The organism is Neorhizobium sp. BT27B, assembly GCF_050455485.1.
Taxonomy (GTDB): Bacteria; Pseudomonadota; Alphaproteobacteria; order Rhizobiales; family Rhizobiaceae; genus Neorhizobium.
The window spans coordinates 108,374-128,149 of sequence record NZ_JBCIYT010000007.1; the positions used below are offsets into that span (position 1 = coordinate 108,374).

Below are 19,776 nucleotides of genomic sequence, written 5' to 3' on the forward strand. Positions count from 1 at the left end.
GCGTTCGATGACAGTATTGTTTCGCCTGATGAAATGGATCACGCGCGCCGTCGCCGGCGTCGTCGCGATTCTGCTCGTCCTGGCCGTGGCCGTCATCCTGTTCGTCGGGCTTGCGCCCGCCGGCGGACGCATCGCTGCCGACACCATTTCCTCGCTGATTTCCACTCCCGACCAGACGATCAGGATCTCCCGCCTGAAGGGTGTTCTGTCCGGCCGCCTGCGCATCGAAGGCGTCACCTTAGCCGACCGTGAGGGTAGTTTTGGTGAGATCAGGAACATTGCCGTCGACTGGTCGCCGCTTGCCCTGCTGACCGCGACATTTCATGCGGAAAAAATTGCGATACAGTCCATCGCGTTGACGCGGGCACCCGCCGAAAGCGAAACGCCAGCCGAGACGACAACAAGCAGCAGCAGCGGATTTTCGCTGCCCGTCGAGCTCAAAATCGACCGGTTTGAACTTCCCGATATCCGCCTTGCCGAAGCCTTTGCCGGCCGCGATTTCTCCATCGCCGCCCATGGCGCCGTCGATGCGACATCCGAGCGGGTCAGCCTGAACTTTGCCGCCCATCGTCAGGATCTGCCCGATGCGATGGCCGAAGCTGACATCGTTTATGCGCCCGAGCAGAATGAATTGAAGCTGCAGGCGTCGATCGCCGAACCGCAGGGCGGCCTTATTGCACGCCTGCTGCGGCTGCCGGGCAACCCGTCCGTGGCCATGGCGCTGGATGGTAGCGGCCCGCTGTCGAACTGGACCGGCCAGCTGGATGGCAATGTCGATGGCGCGCCTGTGATCAGCGTCAACGGCAAGCATACCCTGACGGATAATGGACGCCATCGTCTTGAACTGACAGGCGGCGGCCAGCTGCAGGAAATGCTGCCGCCGGCCTTGCGTCCCTTCTTTGCCGGCCTCACCGCGATCGATGTCGCCGCGCGCTTCGGCAATGGCGACCGCATCGATATCGACAAGGGCAATATCAGCACCGGCGCCGTCAAGGTCGCGGCATCCGGCGCACTCGACCAGAAGGGCGACAACAGCCTGACCGCCAGCGTTGCCGGCGCCAATGGCCCGATCACCATCAACTGGCCGCTGCAGCAGAACCAGCAGGCGCGCCTTTCGGTGGACAATGTCAATTTCACGCTGACGGGTGCGGCAACGTCGGCCCGCTTCAACGCGACGGCCGCCATTCGTTCCGCCGAACTGCCGCAGGGCCGTTTCGAGCAAGTGCGCCTGCAGGCCGAGAGCGAGGATCTCGATCTCGTCGAGCGCGCCGGCAGCATCCGCAGCCGCCTCACCATTGCCCGCTCGGCCTTTGCCAATGCGGATCTCGACCGCGTCATCCGCTCACCGTTCACGCTGGATGCGCCGATCCGTCTGGCACTGCCGGCCATCGGGCTTGACGCGGCCACGGTCGAAAGCGCCAACCTCAACGGCACGATCAGCGGCGCCTATGATCTGTCGAAGCAGGCCGTGACCGGCAATATCCGCATGACCGCCAACCCGGCCGTCCTGCCGCCTGCGATTGCCGGAAAGTTTGCCGAAGCGATCGGCGTCGAGGCCTATGTCAACGCCGTGATCGGCGGGCGCATGGCTTTGGAAAACCTGACGATCCGCTCCGGCACCATCGAAGGCCACGGCAACGCTGTTGTCGAAAACCAGACGATCAATGCGCGGCTGGCCGGGCGTATGCCCGATATCGGCAAGTTCCGTCCGGACGCCAAGGGGGCCGCCGGCTACGACATCTCGGCAACCGGCCCGCTATCGGCCATGGCCGTCAAGGGCGTCGTCAACTCGGCGGAAGCCCGTGTTGCCGGCCGTCTGATAGAAGCTTTCAGCGTCAACATCGACGCCACGGCCGATCCCAATGCGCCGCGCGGGCATGTCGGCCTCACCACCCGCGTCGACGGCAAGCAGATCGATGCCGGATCGGATGTCGCCTATGTCAGCGGCCGCCTGTCGACATCCAATCTGCAGCTGAATGTCGGCTCAAACAAGCTGACCGGCGCGCTCGATTTCTCCGAACAGTTTCTGCCACAGGGCAATCTGGAATTCGACTTTCCGGAACTCGCGCTCCTCGCCTCCTTCGCCGGCCAGCAGGTGCAGGGTGACCTGCGCGGCACGGTCAATCTCGTCAATGCCGGTGAAAAGCCATCCGTGACGGTCAAGGCGACCGGCAACGCGCTTGCCCGCGGCGGTATTGCCATAGCCTCACCGTCGGTCGACATGACCCTGCCCGACCTGCGGGCCCTGACCGCCGAAGGCACGATCCGCGCGGCCCGCATCGGCGTCGGCGCGCAGGCGCTGACCGATGTGGTTCTCGGCGTCAAAAGGAACGACGCGGCGACCTTGTTCGATCTTGCCGCACAATTTGATTCGGCACCGCTTTCGACAGCCGGATCGATCACCCCCGATAGCCGCGGCATGACGGTCGCGATCGACCACTTTACCGCCAAGCCACGCGGTATCGACGTTGCGCTGTCGAGACCGTCTCGGATCGGCATCGCCGATGGCGCCGTCAGCCTTTCGGAACTGACGATCAATGCCGGCAATGGCCGTGTCGTACTGGACGGTCAGGCAGGCACCAATCTGAATCTCACGGCAAACGTCACCACGCTGCCGGCGACACTCGCAAATGCTTTTGTTCCAAACATCGACGCGGCCGGCGCCATTACCGGCAAGATCGTTGCGACTGGCACCACAGCTGCACCGGTCGTACGTTACGACCTGCAATGGAGCGATGCGCAGCTTCGCCAGACGAAAGCGGCTGGTATTTCGCCTTTACTGATCGAAGCCGATGGCCAGCTTCAGGACAATGTCGTCACACTCGGCACTACCCGCATCACCAACCCGGACGGCCTGTCGCTTTCGGCAAACGGCTCTGTCGGCCTGAAGGATGGCGGCCCCGGTCTGGATGTGAATGCCGAGATCGGCGCCTTGCCGGCCAAGCTTGCCAATGGTTTTCGGCCCGGCCTTGATGCGGCCGGCAGCATATCCGGCCGTGCAAGCGCCAAGGGAACGATCGCTGCACCGGCTGCCGATTTCGATTTGAAATGGGCTGATGCCGCAACCACCGAGACCCGCAAGGCAGGACTTTCCGCACTTCAGCTTCAGACGGCCGGACGTTTCGAAAACAACGCCCTGACCATCGCCGATGCCAGGATTTCCGGCCCCGGCCAGCTTGGCCTGACGGCCCGCGGTTCCGTTTCGCTGAACGACGACAAGGCTGTCGATATCGATGGCGAACTGACCGACATTCCCGCAGCGCTTGCCAATGCATTTCTTCCGAACCTCGATGCGGCCGGCCTTCTATCCGGCCGTGTGGGCGCCAAGGGCACGCTAGCTGCACCATCGGCGACCTTCGATCTCAACCTGCGCGATGCGGCCGTGCGCCAGACCCGCCAGGCCGCCGTGGGTCCGCTTGCCATTGCAGCGCAGGGGCGCTTCGAAAACAATCGCGTCACGCTCGATACACTGTCTGGAACCGGCGAAGGTGTCGGGCTGTCTGCCAAAGGCTGGCTCGACCTTGCCGGTGATCGCCCGTTGTCGGTCGATGCCTCCATCTCCGCGCTGCCAGCCAAACTCGCAAACGCCTTCCGGCCGGACCTGAATGCCGCCGGTTCGTTTTCCGGCACGATCAATGCCAGCGGCACCATCTCTGCCCCCAATGCGACCGTTGATCTGACCGGCGCCGACCTCGCGGTCGGCAAAGGTCCAGCCTCGTTGACCGGCCTGCAGGCGCGCCTTAAGGGACGTTTGGAAAATCAGGCGTTCACACTGGAAGCGGCTGACCTCAACGGACCACAGGGCCTGTCGCTGACGGCACGCGGCAATGCCGCACTGTCCGGCGATCGCAAGCTCGATATCACCGCAAACCTTGCCTCCGTACCGCTCGCTCTTGCCAACGTTTTCCGTCCCGATCTCGAAGCCAGCGGCGCCATCAACGGCGCGGTTACGGCGTCCGGCACTGTCGATGCCCCGAACGTGCGCTACGATCTCGGCACCACCGAAATCCAGACACGCCAGACCAGACAGGCAGGCGTCACAGCCTTGCAGATGAAGGCCAAGGGGAATTTCGAAAACGGCACGGCAACACTCGAAGAAACCAGCATCACCGGCTCTGGCGGCCTGTCCGCCTCGGCGACCGGCCGGGTCATTCTGAACGGTGCATCCGGCGCCCCGGCGCTGGACGTCAACGCCGATATCGCCGCCCTGCCCGCCAGCCTCGCCAACGGTTTTGTCGCAGGTCTTGATGCCAGTGGCACGATTGCCGGCAAAGTCACATCCACCGGCACGGCGCAAGCACCTGCCATCCGTTACGACCTACGCTGGTCAGATCTTGCGCTGCGCCAGACCCGCGCAGCCGGCCTCAATGCGCTTCAGCTGACCGCCGCAGGAACATTCGAGCAGGGCACTGCCAATCTCGAGGGCGTAAAACTGTCCGGGCCTTCCGGTCTGGCGCTCGACGCCAAGGGAACGGTCAGTCTTGCAGGCGAACGTCCGATCAGCGTCACTGCCAATGTCGCGTCATTGCCGGCAAGCCTTGCCAACAGCTTTGTGCCTGGCATCCAGACGGGCGGCGAGATCACCGGTTCGGTCACGGCCAACGGCACGATGGCGGCCCCCGCCGTCCGTTACGATCTGCAATGGAATGGCGCGGAAATCCGCCGACAGGGTGCTGCTGGCATTTCCGGCATGAACCTCAAGGCCGCCGGCAATTTCGAAAACAACACGCTGACGCTTTCAGAAACCCGCCTGACCGGACCGCAGGGCATGTCGCTGACGGCCGGTGGTCGTGTGGTCCTCGGCGGCAAGGCAGGTCCCGTCCTCGACGTCAACGCCGACATCAACGCGCTTCCCGCCAGCATCGCCAATGGCCTCGTTCCCGATCTCGATGCCGGCGGCAAGATCACCGGCAAGGTTACCGCCCTCAACAACGCATCGACGCCCGGCGTGCAGTTCAATCTCGCCTGGGATGACGCGGCAGTAAAACAGACCCGCTCAGCCGGTCTTGCGCCTTTCCGCATCACCGCCAATGGCCGCTTCGAGAACAATACCGTTACCGTCGATACCCGCCTTTCCGGCCAGTCCGGTCTGGCGATTTCCGGAAACGGCTCGGTCGGTCTGGCCGGCAATCGTGCCCTCAATCTCAAGGTCAATGGCGGCGTTCCCTTCGCACTTCTCGGCGCACAGCTTGCAGGTCAGGGTTTTGTGCTCGAAGGCAACGGCAATATCGACGTCAATGTCGGCGGCACTGCAGCTGCGCCGCTCGTCACCGGGTCGGCCAGCACATCCGGTGCCCGGCTGATCGACGTCCGTCGCAATCTCGCCCTGGAAAACCTTGCCGCCAACATCGCCTTCAACCGCGATCAAGCCACGCTCTCATCGGTGACGGCAAACCTCTCCACCGGCGGTAATGTCTCGGCGCAAGGCACGATCGGCATCAATCCGGCGGCCGGCCTGCCTGCCGACCTGACGGTGACGCTTGCCAAGGCCACCTATGTCGACGGTCAGCTTCTTGCCTCGACTGCCGACGGTCAGCTGACGGTCAAGGGTCCTCTCCTCACCAACGCCATTCTCGGCGGCCGCCTCAACCTGTCGAAGACGTCGATTACGGTTCCGGCAAAACTGCCATCCTCGCTGGCCGAACTGAATATCAAGCAGAAAAATGCCCCGGCAGATGTCCGCCGCCAGATGGCCGAGATCCAGCCGAAGGGCGGCAGCGGCAGCAGCTCTGCGCTCGGTCTCGATCTCGTCATCAGCGCGCCGAGCGGCATTTTTGTCCGCGGTCGCGGCATCGATGCGGAACTCGGTGGCGAACTGACCGTCACCGGCACGTCGGCCGCACCGAATGTCTCCGGCGGCTTCGAGATGCGCCGCGGCCGTATCATCATCCTGACCAAGCGACTGGATTTCACCGAGGGCAAGATCACCTTCGGCGGCGGCCTTATCCCCGTGCTCGATATGGAAGCAGACACCACGTCTTCGCAGACGACCATCACGGTGAATGTAGCAGGCGTTGCCAACGATCCTGATATCAGCTTCTCCTCCTCCCCTGCCCTGCCGCAGGATGAGGTTCTGGCACGGCTCGTCTTCGGCCAGTCCATGTCAAAACTGTCGCCACTGCAGATCGCCCAGCTTGCCGATGCCGTCAGCCAGCTGGCAGGCGGTGGTTCGAACTCGCTGCTGGACACGCTGCGCGCCAATCTCGGCGTCGATGATCTCGACATCAATACCGACAGTAACGGCCAGACGACGGTTTCGGTCGGCCGCTACATCAACGACCGCACGTACCTCCAGCTTGAACAGGGTGGCAAGGCAGGTGCGCGCGCCGTCATCAATCTCGATGTCGGACGCGGCGTAAAGCTCAAGGCCGGTGCGGGCGGCGATGGTGGTTCGGCGGGCGTATTCTATGAAAAAGAATACTAAATCGGATCCGTCGTGCGACCGGCATTTGCTAGAGCGGTTCATTGTTAAATGGAATCGGTTCTGTTGGCTCAAACGGAGTTGGATGGTCGCATGGCTGGCGCGCGTCGTAGCCAAAGCATACGACCAAGCCGGCCATGCGATCAGCCGGCCCGTTTCAGCCAACCCATAAGGGCCGGGCATCTTTCCGCCGGGATCAGCGGCGATCGGCTCGCACGTACCTTCGGGCATGCACTTCGCCAATCGCCACTGCCCCGACGAAAACCTGCTCCGGCAGAACCGTTTCCATTTAACAATGAACCGCTCTAAGCAACTGATTCCGCGCCGGCTTTCGTCGGCCGGTTTAGATTTAAGAAATACTCTTCCCCTACATTAAACTTCGAATCGATCGACAGCACATCCCGTGCCATCGACGACAAGTTTTTCGGCAACGGTCGCGTGCGCCATATCCGGTGCGTCCGCTCCGTCCAGCAAAGGGCAATGGGGTAGAAGTTTGATGGCTACGACGATCAATTCCGTAAGCTATGGCGATGAGAACCTGGAAATCATCGCTTTCCGTCTGCACGATCAGGAATTCTGCGTGAAGACCACGACCATCCGCGAAATCCGCGGCTGGGCACCGTCCACGCCCATCCCGCATGCACCAGCCGACGTCATCGGCGTGATGAACCTACGCGGCTCGGTCATTCCGATCATCGACCTTGCCTACAAGCTCGGCATGAAGAGCACCGTTGCCAACGAGCGCAGCGCCATCGTCGTTGCCGAAGTGCACAACATGGTCATCGGCATGCTGGTCGACCGCGTCTCGGACATCCTGACCATTTCAGCCACCCAGGTTCAGCCGGTTCCGGAAGTCTCCGCCTCGTTCGACAAGTCCTTCTCCGAAGGCGTTATCGCCAACGAGAACGGCATGATCTGCTTCCTGAACCTTGCCAAGATGTTCAAGGGCACCGAGGCCGAAGACCTCGCAGCCTGACTTAGCTTTTCTTGCAAAGACAAGCTGACGGCCACCGTATTGCTGCGGTGGCCGTTTTGATTCGTGGGATCTGCGAACCCTTTGTTCATCCCCTACGAAATATTGTGATTCCTGTTCACTTTGTTTCAATTTATTATTAAGTTTTAAATGTCTAAAGTAACCCTGAGATGAATCGCCGGTTGTATTCGCCTGCCCTCAGACGAACCGACGAGGACGCAAAGCCCTTGGGAGCGAAGAATGTTCGGACTCGGCACGTCAGGCGCACAGCAGGTTGTCGACGCACTATCCAAATCGCAGGCCATCATCGAGTTCGATCTTCAGGGCAATATTCTCTATGCGAATGAGAATTTCTGCCGGGCGCTCGGTTATCGCCTTGAAGAGATCAAAGGTCAGCACCACCGCATCTTTTGCGACCCGGCCTATGCGGCAACCGCGGAATACCGCCAGTTCTGGAGCAATCTAGGCTCAGGCAAATTCGATGCGGGCGAGTATAAGCGCCACACCAAGGCTGGCGAAGAGATCTGGATTCAGGCCTCCTACAATCCAGTCCTGCGCGGTGGAAAACCCGTCAAGGTCGTCAAGATCGCCTCCGATATCACCGCTGCAAAGGCAAGAGCCACCGAGGACGCGGCGAAGCTTTCAGCTATTTCCAATTCCCAGGCCGTCATCGAATTCACGCCGCAGGGTGAAATCCTCGATGCCAACGACAATTTTTGCCAGGGTCTCGGTTATGCCCTTTCGGAGATCAAGGGCCGCCATCATCGCATGTTCTGCGATGCGACCTATGCCGCCTCGCCCGAATACGCCGCCTTCTGGCAGAAGCTTGCCTCTGGAGAATTCATCGCCGACGAGTTCGTTCGCTTCGGCAAGGGGGGCAAGGAAATCTGGATCCAGGCGGCCTACAACCCGATCCGTAACCTCAAGGGCCAGGTCTACAAGGTGGTGAAATTCGCCACCGACGTGACACCGCGCATGAGCGCCATCACCAGCCTCGGCAACGGCCTGAAGGCGTTGGCGGGCGGTGACCTCGAGCAAAGCCTCGACAACACTTTCGTACCGAGCATGGAAGCAACCCGTCACGATTTCAACGAGGTCGTGGCCAAGCTGCGCGCCGCCATGCAGACCGTGGCGGAAAACGCCGCCGGCATTGCAGCCTCCTCCGGCGAAATCGCCGGCGCATCCGACGACCTTGCCCGACGCACGGAACAGCAAGCCGCTTCTCTTGAGGAAACGGCAGCGGCACTGGAAGAGATCACCACCACGGTGTCCGACTCCACACACCGCGCCGACGAGGCGGGCCGTCTGGTGACGCTGACCAAGCAGAATGCCGAGCAATCGGGCCAGATCGTCCGCGACGCCATCGCGGCCATGGACCAGATCGCCAAATCGTCCGGCGAGATCACCAACATCATCAGCGTGATCGACGAAATCGCCTTCCAGACCAATCTGCTTGCGCTTAATGCCGGCGTGGAAGCGGCGCGTGCCGGTGAAGCGGGCAAGGGTTTTGCCGTCGTCGCCCAGGAAGTACGCGAACTGGCACAGCGTTCGGCGACCGCCGCCAAGGAGATCAAGACGCTGATCAACGCGTCCAGCGGTTACGTCACAAACGGCGTCAATCTGGTCGGGCAGACCGGATCGGCCTTGAGCGAGATCGTCGGTCAGGTTGGCGCCATCCACACCAACGTGGCGGCAATCGTCGAGGCATCCCGCGAGCAGTCGGCCAGCCTCAAGGAGATCAACCAGGCGGTCAACGTCATGGATCAGGCTACCCAGAAAAATGCTGCCATGGTCGAGGAAACCACTGCGGCGAGCCATTCTCTCTCATCCGAGGCCGAGAACCTGCGGCGACTGCTGCAGCAGTTCCGCATTGGTCAGGCAACGGGAGCGGTCGCCGCCGCGCCACGTTATGCAGCGCCTGCCGTGCACAACACCCGCAGCACCGCACCCTCACGACCAGCGGTACGCACCGCCTCGAGAGGGCAGGCAATCGCCGTCGCGGATGATGGCTGGGAAGATTTCTGATCCTGAAATTTCATCGTTGAATGGAAAAGGGCAGCCGAAGCTGCCCTTTTTTATATGCGTATCAGGAGCACGGTTTAGCCGAACAGCGCAAGGCTGCTCTTCAACGTGACCCAGACACCCCACAGAAGCGGAATGCCGACCACGGCCCAGGCGAAAGCCGCCTTGGCATCCAGACCACCCTTGCCGATACCGAAGGAACCGGTCGGGCCAGCGTTGGCAGCAGCAGTCTTTGCCTGCAGCGAAGCCACTTCCTCGTCCGACATGAACCACTTGTCGGCCAGCGGGCGAACGAGCGAGTTGGCAATCAGACCGAGGACCAGCATGCCGGCGAGAATGTACATCGTGCCGGAATAAAGAGCCGGGCCCGGTGCAACACCTGCGCTGATCTGCGCTTCGCGGATGTAGTTGACGACGACGGGGCCGAGAATACCGGCAGTCGCCCAGGCAGTCAGCAGACGGCCATGGATAGCGCCGACGAACTGGGTGCCGAAGATATCCGCAAGGTAAGCCGGGATGGTCGCGAAACCGCCGCCATACATCGACAGGATGATGCCGAAGGCCAGCACGAACATCGCCTTGTTGCCCATTTCGGCAAGCGTCGGGGCAAGCGTGTAGAGGATGATGCCGAGGATGAAGAACGTGTAGTAGGTGTTCTTGCGACCCAGCTTGTCCGACAGCGATGCCCAGACGAAACGGCCACCGATGTTGAACAGCGAGATCAGACCGGTGAAGCCGGCGGCAATCGCGGCGATCTGCGTCTTCTGAGCCATGTCGAGCTGCGAGAAGGTCAGATCAGGCAGGCCGATCAGCGAACCGGCGAAGATTTCCTGCAACATCGGCGAAGCCATGCCGATGACGCCGATACCAGCCGAAACGTTGAGGCAGAGAACAGCCCAGATCAGCCAGAACTGCGGTGTCTTGTGCGCATCGCGCAGATGGACGTGCTTGCTGGTGATCATGGTCGACTTGGAAGCCGGAGCCGTCCAGCCTTCCGGACGCCAGCCGGCCGGCGGAATACGGTAACCGAAGGCACCTGCCATCATGAAGACGAAGTAGATCAGCGCCATGGCGACAAAGGTCTGCCATACGCCGACGGATACGTCGGTCTTGAAGTGGTTCATCAGCAGGTTGGCGAGCGGAGCACCGATCATGGCGCCACCACCAAAGCCCATGATGGCCATGCCGGTTGCCATGCCGCGGCGGTCCGGGAACCACTTGATGAGCGTGGAAACGGGCGAAATGTAACCGAGGCCGAGGCCTACACCGCCGATGACGCCGGCACCAACCCACATCAGCCACAGCTGATGGGTCATGACGCCGATAGCGGCAACGAGAATACCACCGCACCAGCACAGAGCCGATACGAAACCGGCCTTGCGCGGGCCGACCTTTTCAAGCCAGCCGCCCCAGATGGCAGCGGAGCAGCCGAGCAGGACGAAGAACAGGGTGTAGATCCAGCCAAGATCCGAAACGCGCCAGTTGCACTCGGTGGTGAACAGCGCGGTGACAAGATTCATGGTGGCGCAAGCCGCATCCGGCGTGCCGGGAATGGCGCGAGACAGCGGCAGCCAGAAAACGCTGAAGCCGTAAGCCATGCCGATGCAAAGATGAATTGCCAATGCTGCCGGCGGTACGAGCCAGCGGTTAAAACCAGGTTTTGCTATAATGCGTTCGCGGTCGAGAAGACCGGCATTGCCTGCGGAACCTTCGCCCGCAGATGTTGCAACTGCCATTCGCACTTCCTCCCTCTGGGAAAATGATGTTTCAATATCGAACGCGACCGGCTCTCTCCCACCCGGCCGCATGATTTTATGCGGTGTCCCCCGGGGCACGGGATTGAACGGGCGCCTTTTCGTCGCACCCTGTGCGACGGATCAGCGCAGACGCGTCCTTGACGATTGGCAATAAACCGTCTCCGCCCTTATCGATATGGGCAAAAAGCTGCCGCCGCATCCTTGGCTCCCAAAACTTGTTGATATGTGTCGCAATTCCCTCAGTTTGGGTATTTTTTGGCTGGGAAAGGAAGAACGTTCCGATCTGATTGGCCATGCGAATCAGTTTCTCAGGTGTCTGGGTGCCTGCATCTGCGTCATGAGACATCGGGTTCCGCCTCGAATCGAATACGGTTGGGGTGAGTGAACACTTCGAAATCCTCGCCGCGCGACAGGGCGACGAGCGTCATTCCGGCGGCATCCGCAGTGCGGATGGCAAGGGCCGTTGGCGCCGAAATGGCGATCAGTATCGGTGCGCCAAGGATGGCGGTTTTCTGCACCATCTCCACCGAGATACGGCTGGTGACGACGACCACGCCTTCACGTCCATGACGACCGGATCGCAGAACGGCACCGGAGAGCTTGTCGAGTGCGTTGTGGCGGCCGACATCTTCGCGCACCGCGATCAGACCTTCGCCGGGGATGAAAAAACCGGCGCCATGTACTGCGCGCGTCTGCGCATGCAGCGGCTGCGCGCTGTTCAGCGCCGAACTGGCAGTGGCAATATCGGCAGCCGACAGCACCATCTCGATAGCAGAAACATCCGGCACCGGCCGCATGGCCTGCTCGATGGATTCGATACCACAGAGACCGCAGCCAACGGGCCCCGCCATATGGCGGCGGCGGGCGCGCAACGCGTCCTCCTTGTCCTCCGCCAGCACTATCTGAACATCCAGACCATCACCTTCCTGCAAGACCTCGATCGTCTCGATCTCGGCCAGCGAGGCGATGATACCTTCGGTCAGGCTGAAGCCGGCGGCAAAGTCTTCGAGATCCGCCGGCGTGCCCATCATCACCGCGTGACTTGACCCACCATAGGAAAACGCAATCGGCACCTCCTCCGGCACAGACCGAACCGCCTTGCGCACCACGCCATCGCGCCGGATCGTCTGCGGCGCGGCAGCGGTCGTGGCAATCTGGAAATTCGGGCTGTGTTCGGCGGTCGACATGAGGGGCATCCTTTGCACGGGAAGCGGCGACCTCACGGCCAATGCTTCCCCATTCTTGATGCCGGTCAAAATAGTCATCGGCGCCGCCCGCGCAACGGGCGACACATCATTCGTTTCTCGCCGTGGCCAAGCATCTGGAATGCGCTCATTCGGCCGCTTCCAGTTTGGCCGCGATACGGCGTGAGCGACGGGACAATTCGTCGTAATCCTCCTGCCATTCGGTCGGGCCGTTGGAGGGCGACACCTGTACCGCCGTCACCTTGTATTCCGGGCAATTGGTTGCCCAATCGGAGAAATCGGTGGTGATGACATTGGCCTGCGTGTCCGGGTGGTGGAAGGTCGTATAGACCACGCCCGGCGACACCCGATCGGTGATCAGCGCCCGCAGCGTCGTATCGCCCGAACGGCTGGCAAGCTTGATCCAGTCACCTTCCTTGATGCCGCGCTGTTCGGCATCGTGCGGGTGGATTTCCAGACGATCTTCCGCATGCCAGGCAACGTTTTCGGTACGCCGCGTCTGCGCCCCGACATTGTACTGCGAAAGAATGCGGCCGGTGGTAAGCAGAAGCGGAAAACGCGGCCCGGTGCGCTCGTCGGTCGCCACATATTCCGTGCGGATGAATTTGCCCTTGCCGCGCACGAACCCATCGACATGCATGATCGGCGAACCGACCGGGAATTTTTCATTGCACGGCCACTGCACCGAACCCATTTTTTCCAGATAGTCGTAGGAGACCAATGCAAAGCTCGGTGTTGTCGCGGCAATCTCGTCCATGATCTGCGACGGATGCGTATAGGCCCAGTTCAGCCCCATGGCCTGCGCCAGTTTCTGCGTCACTTCCCAGTCGGCATAACCATTCTTCGGGCTCATCACCTTGCGCACGCGGTTGATGCGCCGCTCGGCATTGGTGAACGTGCCGTCCTTTTCGAGGAAGGTCGAGCCGGGCAGGAAAACGTGGGCGTAATTGGCCGTCTCGTTCAGGAAGAGATCGTGCACGACGACGCATTCCATCGCGGCAAGCCCCGCCGAGACGTGCTTGGTATCCGGGTCGGACTGCAGAATGTCCTCGCCCTGAATGTAGATGCCCTTGAACGAGCCTTCCACGGCGGCATCCAGCATGTTGGGAATGCGCAGGCCCGGTTCGTTGTTGAGCGTCACACCCCAGAGTTTTTCGAAAATGTCTCGCGTGGCATCGTCGGAGATATGGCGGTAGCCCGGCAGTTCATGCGGGAAGGATCCCATGTCGCAGGAGCCCTGCACATTGTTCTGCCCACGCAGCGGGTTCACGCCAACGCCAGGGCGGCCGATATTGCCGGTGGCCATGGCAAGGTTTGCGATCGCCATCACCGTGGTCGAGCCCTGGCTGTGTTCGGTAACGCCGAGACCATAATAGATGGCGCCATTGCCGCCGGTGGCAAACAGCCGGGCCGCACCGCGCACCAGTTCGGCCGGAACAGCGGTAAAACGTTCCGTCGCTTCCGGGCTATGCGCCTCTTCCGAAACGAAAGCCGCCCAATCCGCGAATTCCGACCAGTCACAACGCTCGCGAATGAAAGCTTCGGCAAACAGACCTTCGGTGACGATGACATGCGCCAATGCGGTCATGACAGCGACATTGGTGCCGGGTTTCAGCGGCAGATGGTAAGCCGCCTCGACATGCGGTGTCTTGACCAGATCGATGCGTCGCGGATCGATGACGATCAGCTTTGCACCCTGCCGCAGCCGCTTCTTCAGACGAGACCCGAAGACCGGATGGCCATCGGTCGGGTTGGCACCGATAACGATCACCACATCCGTCTGCTCGACACTGTCGAAATTCTGCGTGCCGGCAGACGTGCCAAAGGCCTGGCCGAGACCATAACCGGTCGGCGAATGGCAGACGCGGGCGCATGTATCGACATTGTTATTGCCGAACCCGGCGCGGATCAGTTTCTGGACGAGAAAGGTTTCCTCGTTGGTACAACGCGACGAGGTAATGCCGCCGATGGACTCGCGGCCATACTGATACTGGATGCGCCGGAATTCCGAAGCGATATGCGAAAACGCCTCCTCCCATGTCACCTCGCGCCACGGATCGGCGATATTTTCGCGGATCATCGGGTTGAGAATGCGGTCCTTGTGGCTGGCATACCCATAGGCAAAGCGGCCTTTCACGCAGGAATGCCCACGATTGGCCTGCCCATCCTTCCACGGCACCATGCGCACCAGTTCCTCGCCGCGCATTTCGGCCTTGAAGGAACAGCCGACGCCGCAATAGGCGCAGGTGGTGACGGCGGAATGTTCCGGCTGGCCGATTGCGATCACCGACTTTTCCGTCAGTGTCGCGGTGGGACAGGCCTGCACGCAGGCACCACAGGAGACACATTCGGAGTCTAGAAAATGCTCATGCGCGCCGGGTGAGACCCGGCTCTCAAAACCGCGCCCTTCGATCGTCAGTGCAAACGTGCCCTGCACTTCCTCGCAGGCACGCACGCAGCGCGAACAGACGATGCATTTCGACGGGTCATAGGTGAAGTAAGGATTGGACTCGTCCTTCGGCATCCATTTGGCGTTGATGGCGCCGTCATTGCGGGTGCGCACATGGTTATCGCCCTCATACCCGTAACGCACATCGCGAAGGCCGACAGCGCCCGCCATGTCCTGCAATTCGCAGTCGCCATTGGCGGCGCAGGTCAGACAGTCGAGCGGATGATCGGAGATATAAAGCTCCATCACGCCGCGGCGAATATCCTTCAACCGGCCGGTCTGGGTATGGACGACCATGTTGGCCGCAACCGGCGTGGTGCAGGAGGACGGCGTGCCATTGCGGCCCTCGACCTCCACCAGACAGAGCCGACAGGACCCGAACGCATCCACCATATCGGTGGCGCAGAGTTTTGGGATCTGGATGCCTGCCTCCATCGAAGCGCGCATGATCGACGTGCCTTCCGGCACGGTGATGGCGCGGCCATCGATGGTGAGCGTAATCTGTTTTTCGGAGCGGGAGGCCGGTGTGCCGTAGTCGATTTCATGAATGAGCGACATGCTGTGCCTCCTGTACAGAATGGTAATTGCCTTGATTGCTGCGGCGCTGCCTGCCCCCCTCTGCCCTGCCGGGCATCTCCCCCACAGGTGGGGAGATCACAAGAGGCGCGACCGGCGTTTCAAGAGAAACGTCAGTGAGAATGGAACGGGAAATGAGAAGCGGGGAACGGGAGGCGAACCGATCTCCCCCCTTGTGGGGGAGATGCCCGGCAGGGCAGAGGGGGGCGCCTTGCTCCGGCATTGCGTTCGAAAACACGATCATTCCGCAGCCTCCACCATCGGTGCCGGCGAAAAATCCTCCGGGAAATGCGTCATCGCGCTCATCACCGGATAGGGCGTAAAACCGCCGAGCGCACAGAGCGAACCGAACTTCATCGTGTTGCAGAGGTCGGCAAGCAGCGCCTTGTTTTTCTCCGGCTCGATGCCTTGAGCGATCCTGTCGACCGTTTCGACACCACGCGTGGAACCGATCCGGCAGGGCGTACACTTGCCACAGCTTTCGATGGCGCAGAATTCCATCGCGAACCGCGCCTGTTTCAACAGGTCGGCGGTATCATCGAACACGGTAATGCCGGCATGACCGATCAACCCGTCTTTTGCGGCAAAGGCCTCATAATCGAACGGCGTATCGAACAGCGCGCGTGGAAAATAGGCGCCGAGCGGACCACCGACCTGTACCGCCTTGACCGGACGCCCGGTTGCCGTACCGCCGCCGATATGATCGACGATCTCTCCAAGCGACAGACCGAAAGCCGTCTCGAACAGGCCGCCATACTTCACATTGCCGGCAATCTGGATCGGGATCGTGCCGCGCGAACGGCCCATGCCAAAATCCTTGTAGAAGGCGGCGCCCCTGTCCATGATCACCGGGATAGTCGCCAGCGAGATGACATTGTTGACGACAGTCGGCCGCCCGAGAAAACCCTGCAGCGCCGGCAATGGCGGCTTGGCGCGCACCACACCGCGTTTGCCTTCCAGCGAGTTCAGCAGCGAGGTTTCCTCGCCGCACACATAAGCCCCCGCCCCCGATCGGATTTCCAGATCGAACGCATGGGCAGAGCCGAGTACGGACGGTCCTATAATACCCGCCGCGCGAGAAATCTCGATTGCCCTGGTCATGGTGGCGATCGCATGCGGATATTCGGAACGGGTGTAGATGTAACCCTTGGTCGCGCCCGTCGCGATGCCGGCGATCGCCATGCCCTCGATCAGCACGAAGGGATCACCCTCCATGATCATACGGTCGGCAAAGGTGGCGCTGTCACCTTCATCGGCATTGCAGACGATGTCTTTCTGGGAAGCCTGCGCCTCCATCACCGTCTTCCACTTGATGCCGGTCGGGAAACCGGCGCCACCGCGACCGCGCAAGCCGCTCTCGGTCACCTGGGTGACGATATCGGCCGACGTCATGGTGACGGCCTTTTCCAGCCCCTTCAGCCCCTGATAATGGCGATAATCATCCAGAGAAAGCGGATCGGTGATGCCACAGCGCGAGAAGGTCAGGCGGGTCTGCTGACGAAGGAACGGAATTTCCTTCGTCAGCCCCAGACAGAGGGGATGACAGAGAGGATGATCATCGCCAGATAAAAAACCGGCATCGAAGAGTGATTTCACATCCGAGGCTTTCACCGGCCCGTAAGCCACACGGCCACGCTCGGTGCGCACCTCGACCAGCGGCTCCAGCCAGAACATGCCGCGAGAACCATTGCGCACGATCCTGGCATCAAGGCCACGAGCGGCGATCTCGGCAGCGATGGCCGTTGTCACCTTCTCGGCTCCGAGCGCCAAAGATGCCGCATCACGCGGAACGAAAATCGTCACCGTCATCGGCCAATCTCCCCAACGATGTCGGAAAGACAGTGCTCGTCGACGCGGCCATAAACCTCGCCATCCAGCATGGCGGCAGGCGCGCAGGCGCACAGGCCCAGACAGTAGACCGGCTCCAGCGTCACTGCGCCATCCGGCGTTGTCTGGTGAAAATCGATGCCGAGCAATTGCCGCACGCGATCGGCAACACGATCACCGCCCATCGACTGACAGGCTTCCGCCCGACAGAGTTTCAGCACATGCCGGCCGGCCGGATGATCGCGGAACTCGTGATAGAAGGTGACGACGCCATGCACTTCGGCGCGTGAAAGATTGAGTTCGCCGGCAATGACCGGCTTAACATCATCCGGCACATAACCGAACTCCGCCTGGATCGCATGCAGGATCGGCAGCAACGGGCCTTCGAGATGTTTGAGCTCGCGGACGATATCGCGCGAACGCTCGGCCATATCAGCCGTAGCGAGATGCATGTTCATTCGTCAGCCTCCCAACCGACTTCTGTTCATGCAAGCGAGGCATCAACGGCGCAGCGCGCCAAAACACCCTCCTCCGCTTACATTTGCAAAGTTTCGCAGCAGGTTAGGGGAAGGGTCAATAGGATGATTACGTTACGCGATAGAACATTTCTATCAATCCGGATCGATAACACCCAGATGTCGCGCCTCATGCAGCAGCGCCGAGACCAGCGGCGTAAACGGTTCGCGATGGGTGGCGACAAGCCCGACAATGTGGCTGGCCTTCGGTTCGACGATGGGAATGGTGCGGATCTGCGCCGAAAAACCGAATGAACGCGCGACGTTACGTGGCATGATGCTGGCCCAGCGCCCTGTGCCGACATGCGCGAGCAGCACGACCATCGAGTTCGATTCCAGCATGGTGCGAACATCGACGCCCGCGCTTGCCAGATGCTGGTTGATGATCCGGCGGTTCTGGTTATCCGGCGTCAGAAGGCAAAGCCTTAGACCCGCCATGTCTTTCCAGGTCACTTCTTCGCGATCTGACAGCGGCGTGCCCTCTGCCGTGACCAGCGTGTAATGTTCGGCATACAGCGGAACAGTGGTAACGCGACCGAGCGGCTCGTTGTCGAGATAGGTCAGACCGGCATCGATCTCGAAATTTTCCAGCTGGCTCAGCACCTGCAAGGAGGTGCGCGACACGACGGAAAACGTCACTTCGGGGTGCTTGGCCTGAAACGGTTCTGTCAGTTTTGGGATCATGGCAAGCGCCGTCGGGATCGCGGCCAGCCGGATATGCCCGGCCAGCCCCTTGCGCGCAGCCCGCATTTCCTCCCGCATCGTGCGCGTATCACCGACGATGCGGCGTGCCCATTCCAGCACGCGCTGACCTTCGGGTGTCAGCCCCTGAAAGCGCGATCCGCGCACCACCAGACCGACACCAAGCGTTTCTTCCAACTGCCGGATCGCTGCCGACAGCGTCGGCTGGGAAATGCCGCATTCCTCGGCGGCACGTCCAAAATGCTGCTCGCGCGCCAGCGCAATGAAAAATTCCAGCTTGTCGATCATGGCAACTCCCTCGAAACAAGCGCTAGCCGGTTACGCTCGTCAATTCAACAGATTGCAACGGCCGGATGATCAGAGTTGCAGCGCATCCGTGATGCTTTTCAGAAGTTCGGCACTGCGTTTCAGCGCCACTTGCTCGCTCGGGGAGAGATCGGGAAGCATATCGAAGGCCACGCCATTGGCGCCGATCACCCGCGGCAGAGATAGCGCCACCTGCTCGACCCCGGCCACATGATCCGTCACCAGCGACACCGTCAGAACCGCACCTTCGTCGCGGGCAATGGCCCGCACGATACGGGCAATGCCGGCGCCGATACCGTAATAGGTCGCCCCCTTGCCCTCGATGATCTTGTAGGCGGCGTTTCTGACATTGTCGTCGATCTCGGCGCGGACCTTGTCTGTCAACGGTGCGCCGATCTGCTGGGCAAACGACGCCAGATCGACGGAGCTGGCACGCGCACTGTGCCAGGCCAGAACCTCGCTATCCCCATGTTCGCCGATCACGTCGGCATGGATCGATTGCGGCGAGATGTTCAGGTGGCGTGCAATCAGGCTGCGAAACCGGGCCGTGTCGAGGATCGTGCCCGAGCCGATGACCCGCTGCGAAGGCAGACCGGACAGGCGCTGGGTGATGAAGGTGATGGCATCCACCGGGTTCGACGCCACCAGCAGGATGGGATTGCTGACGACGGACAGAACCTGCCCGACGATCTGCCGGAAAACCTCCGTGTTGCGGCCCAGAAGCTCAAGCCGTGTCTCGCCCGGTTTCTGGCTGGCACCGGCCGCAAGGATGACGATACCGGCACCATCGAGATCCGAATATCCCCCGGCCCGGACGCGCGTGGCCGACATGAACGGTACGGCATGGGCGATATCCTCGGCCTGCGCCACCGCCAGCGCCTCGTTGCGGTCGATGATCACGACCTCGCTGACATAACCGGTAATGGCGAGCGCAAAGCCCACCGAACTCCCCACCATGCCCGCGCCGATAATACCGATCTTCATGAAAAACACTCTGTGAAAGCTGGCCGTGACTATAGGGCG

The 19,776-nt window shown here is 61.3% G+C and carries 11 protein-coding genes; 3 read left to right on the forward strand and 8 right to left on the reverse strand.

From position 1 onward, the window contains the following. Positions 1–7 precede the first annotated feature (7 nt). From AAIH70_RS19515 to AAIH70_RS19525, 3 genes are all read left to right on the forward strand, one after another. Positions 8–6,424 carry a translocation/assembly module TamB domain-containing protein gene (locus AAIH70_RS19515; RefSeq protein WP_132277183.1) on the forward strand — a complete coding sequence of 2,139 codons (6,417 nt, stop codon included), beginning with the start codon at positions 8–10 and terminating at the stop codon, positions 6,422–6,424. 493 nt (positions 6,425–6,917) lie between these two features. Further along, positions 6,918–7,397 (forward strand): chemotaxis protein CheW, encoded by a 480-nt coding sequence (locus AAIH70_RS19520; protein WP_132277187.1) that lies wholly within the window; start codon positions 6,918–6,920, stop codon positions 7,395–7,397. A gap of 237 nt (positions 7,398–7,634) precedes the next feature. Further along, the gene (locus AAIH70_RS19525) at positions 7,635–9,419 is read left to right on the forward strand and encodes a methyl-accepting chemotaxis protein (RefSeq protein WP_132277189.1); all 1,785 of its coding nucleotides are present in this window, start codon (positions 7,635–7,637) and stop codon (positions 9,417–9,419) included. A 74-nt stretch (positions 9,420–9,493) separates the two neighbouring features. Here the strand turns inward: AAIH70_RS19525 and AAIH70_RS19530 are convergent, their stop codons facing one another. The 8 genes from AAIH70_RS19530 to AAIH70_RS19565 form a co-directional block, all read right to left on the reverse strand. Beyond that, positions 9,494–11,152 (reverse strand): OFA family MFS transporter, encoded by a 1,659-nt coding sequence (locus AAIH70_RS19530; protein WP_132277191.1) that lies wholly within the window; start codon positions 11,150–11,152, stop codon positions 9,494–9,496. Between the two features lie 76 nt (positions 11,153–11,228). Then, complete coding sequence (locus tag AAIH70_RS19535) at positions 11,229–11,519, reverse strand: formate dehydrogenase subunit delta (RefSeq protein WP_430035188.1); 291 nt, start codon at positions 11,517–11,519, stop codon at positions 11,229–11,231. Further along, positions 11,509–12,360, reverse strand: coding sequence for a formate dehydrogenase accessory sulfurtransferase FdhD (fdhD, locus tag AAIH70_RS19540; protein WP_132277195.1), 852 nt, complete (start codon positions 12,358–12,360; stop codon positions 11,509–11,511). The genes AAIH70_RS19535 and fdhD overlap by 11 nt, the downstream gene beginning before the upstream one ends. Before the next feature lie 145 nt (positions 12,361–12,505). Further along, complete coding sequence (gene fdhF, locus AAIH70_RS19545) at positions 12,506–15,385, reverse strand: formate dehydrogenase subunit alpha (RefSeq protein WP_132277197.1); 2,880 nt, start codon at positions 15,383–15,385, stop codon at positions 12,506–12,508. A 258-nt stretch (positions 15,386–15,643) separates the two neighbouring features. Continuing rightward, positions 15,644–17,212: a formate dehydrogenase beta subunit gene (locus AAIH70_RS19550; RefSeq protein ID WP_132277199.1), complete on the reverse strand. Its 1,569-nt coding sequence runs from the start codon at positions 17,210–17,212 to the stop codon at positions 15,644–15,646. Further along, positions 17,209–17,688, reverse strand: a complete 480-nt coding sequence (locus AAIH70_RS19555; RefSeq protein WP_132277201.1) for a formate dehydrogenase subunit gamma — start codon at positions 17,686–17,688, stop codon at positions 17,209–17,211. Before AAIH70_RS19555 ends, AAIH70_RS19550 begins: the two co-directional genes overlap by 4 nt. A gap of 153 nt (positions 17,689–17,841) precedes the next feature. Then, entirely contained in the window at positions 17,842–18,735 is an 894-nt protein-coding gene (locus AAIH70_RS19560) for a LysR family transcriptional regulator (protein WP_132277203.1), read from the reverse strand. 69 nt (positions 18,736–18,804) lie between these two features. Beyond that, positions 18,805–19,737: an L-lactate dehydrogenase gene (locus tag AAIH70_RS19565; RefSeq protein ID WP_132277205.1), complete on the reverse strand. Its 933-nt coding sequence runs from the start codon at positions 19,735–19,737 to the stop codon at positions 18,805–18,807. Positions 19,738–19,776 lie beyond the last annotated feature (39 nt).

Excerpts from the sequence above, each read along its gene's own strand:
- AAIH70_RS19565 (WP_132277205.1), bottom strand. The coding sequence starts at position 19,737 with ATGAAGATCGGTATTATCGGCGCGGGCATGGTGGGGAGTTCGGTGGGC.
- AAIH70_RS19560 (WP_132277203.1), bottom strand. The coding sequence starts at position 18,735 with ATGATCGACAAGCTGGAATTTTTCATTGCGCTGGCGCGCGAGCAGCAT.
- AAIH70_RS19525 (WP_132277189.1), top strand. The coding sequence starts at position 7,635 with ATGTTCGGACTCGGCACGTCAGGCGCACAGCAGGTTGTCGACGCACTA.
- AAIH70_RS19515 (WP_132277183.1), top strand. The coding sequence starts at position 8 with ATGACAGTATTGTTTCGCCTGATGAAATGGATCACGCGCGCCGTCGCC.
- AAIH70_RS19520 (WP_132277187.1), top strand. The coding sequence starts at position 6,918 with ATGGCTACGACGATCAATTCCGTAAGCTATGGCGATGAGAACCTGGAA.
- fdhD (WP_132277195.1), bottom strand. The coding sequence starts at position 12,360 with ATGTCGACCGCCGAACACAGCCCGAATTTCCAGATTGCCACGACCGCT.
- fdhF (WP_132277197.1), bottom strand. The coding sequence starts at position 15,385 with ATGTCGCTCATTCATGAAATCGACTACGGCACACCGGCCTCCCGCTCC.
- AAIH70_RS19555 (WP_132277201.1), bottom strand. The coding sequence starts at position 17,688 with ATGAACATGCATCTCGCTACGGCTGATATGGCCGAGCGTTCGCGCGAT.
- AAIH70_RS19550 (WP_132277199.1), bottom strand. The coding sequence starts at position 17,212 with ATGACGGTGACGATTTTCGTTCCGCGTGATGCGGCATCTTTGGCGCTC.
- AAIH70_RS19530 (WP_132277191.1), bottom strand. The coding sequence starts at position 11,152 with ATGGCAGTTGCAACATCTGCGGGCGAAGGTTCCGCAGGCAATGCCGGT.
- AAIH70_RS19535 (WP_430035188.1), bottom strand. The coding sequence starts at position 11,519 with ATGTCTCATGACGCAGATGCAGGCACCCAGACACCTGAGAAACTGATT.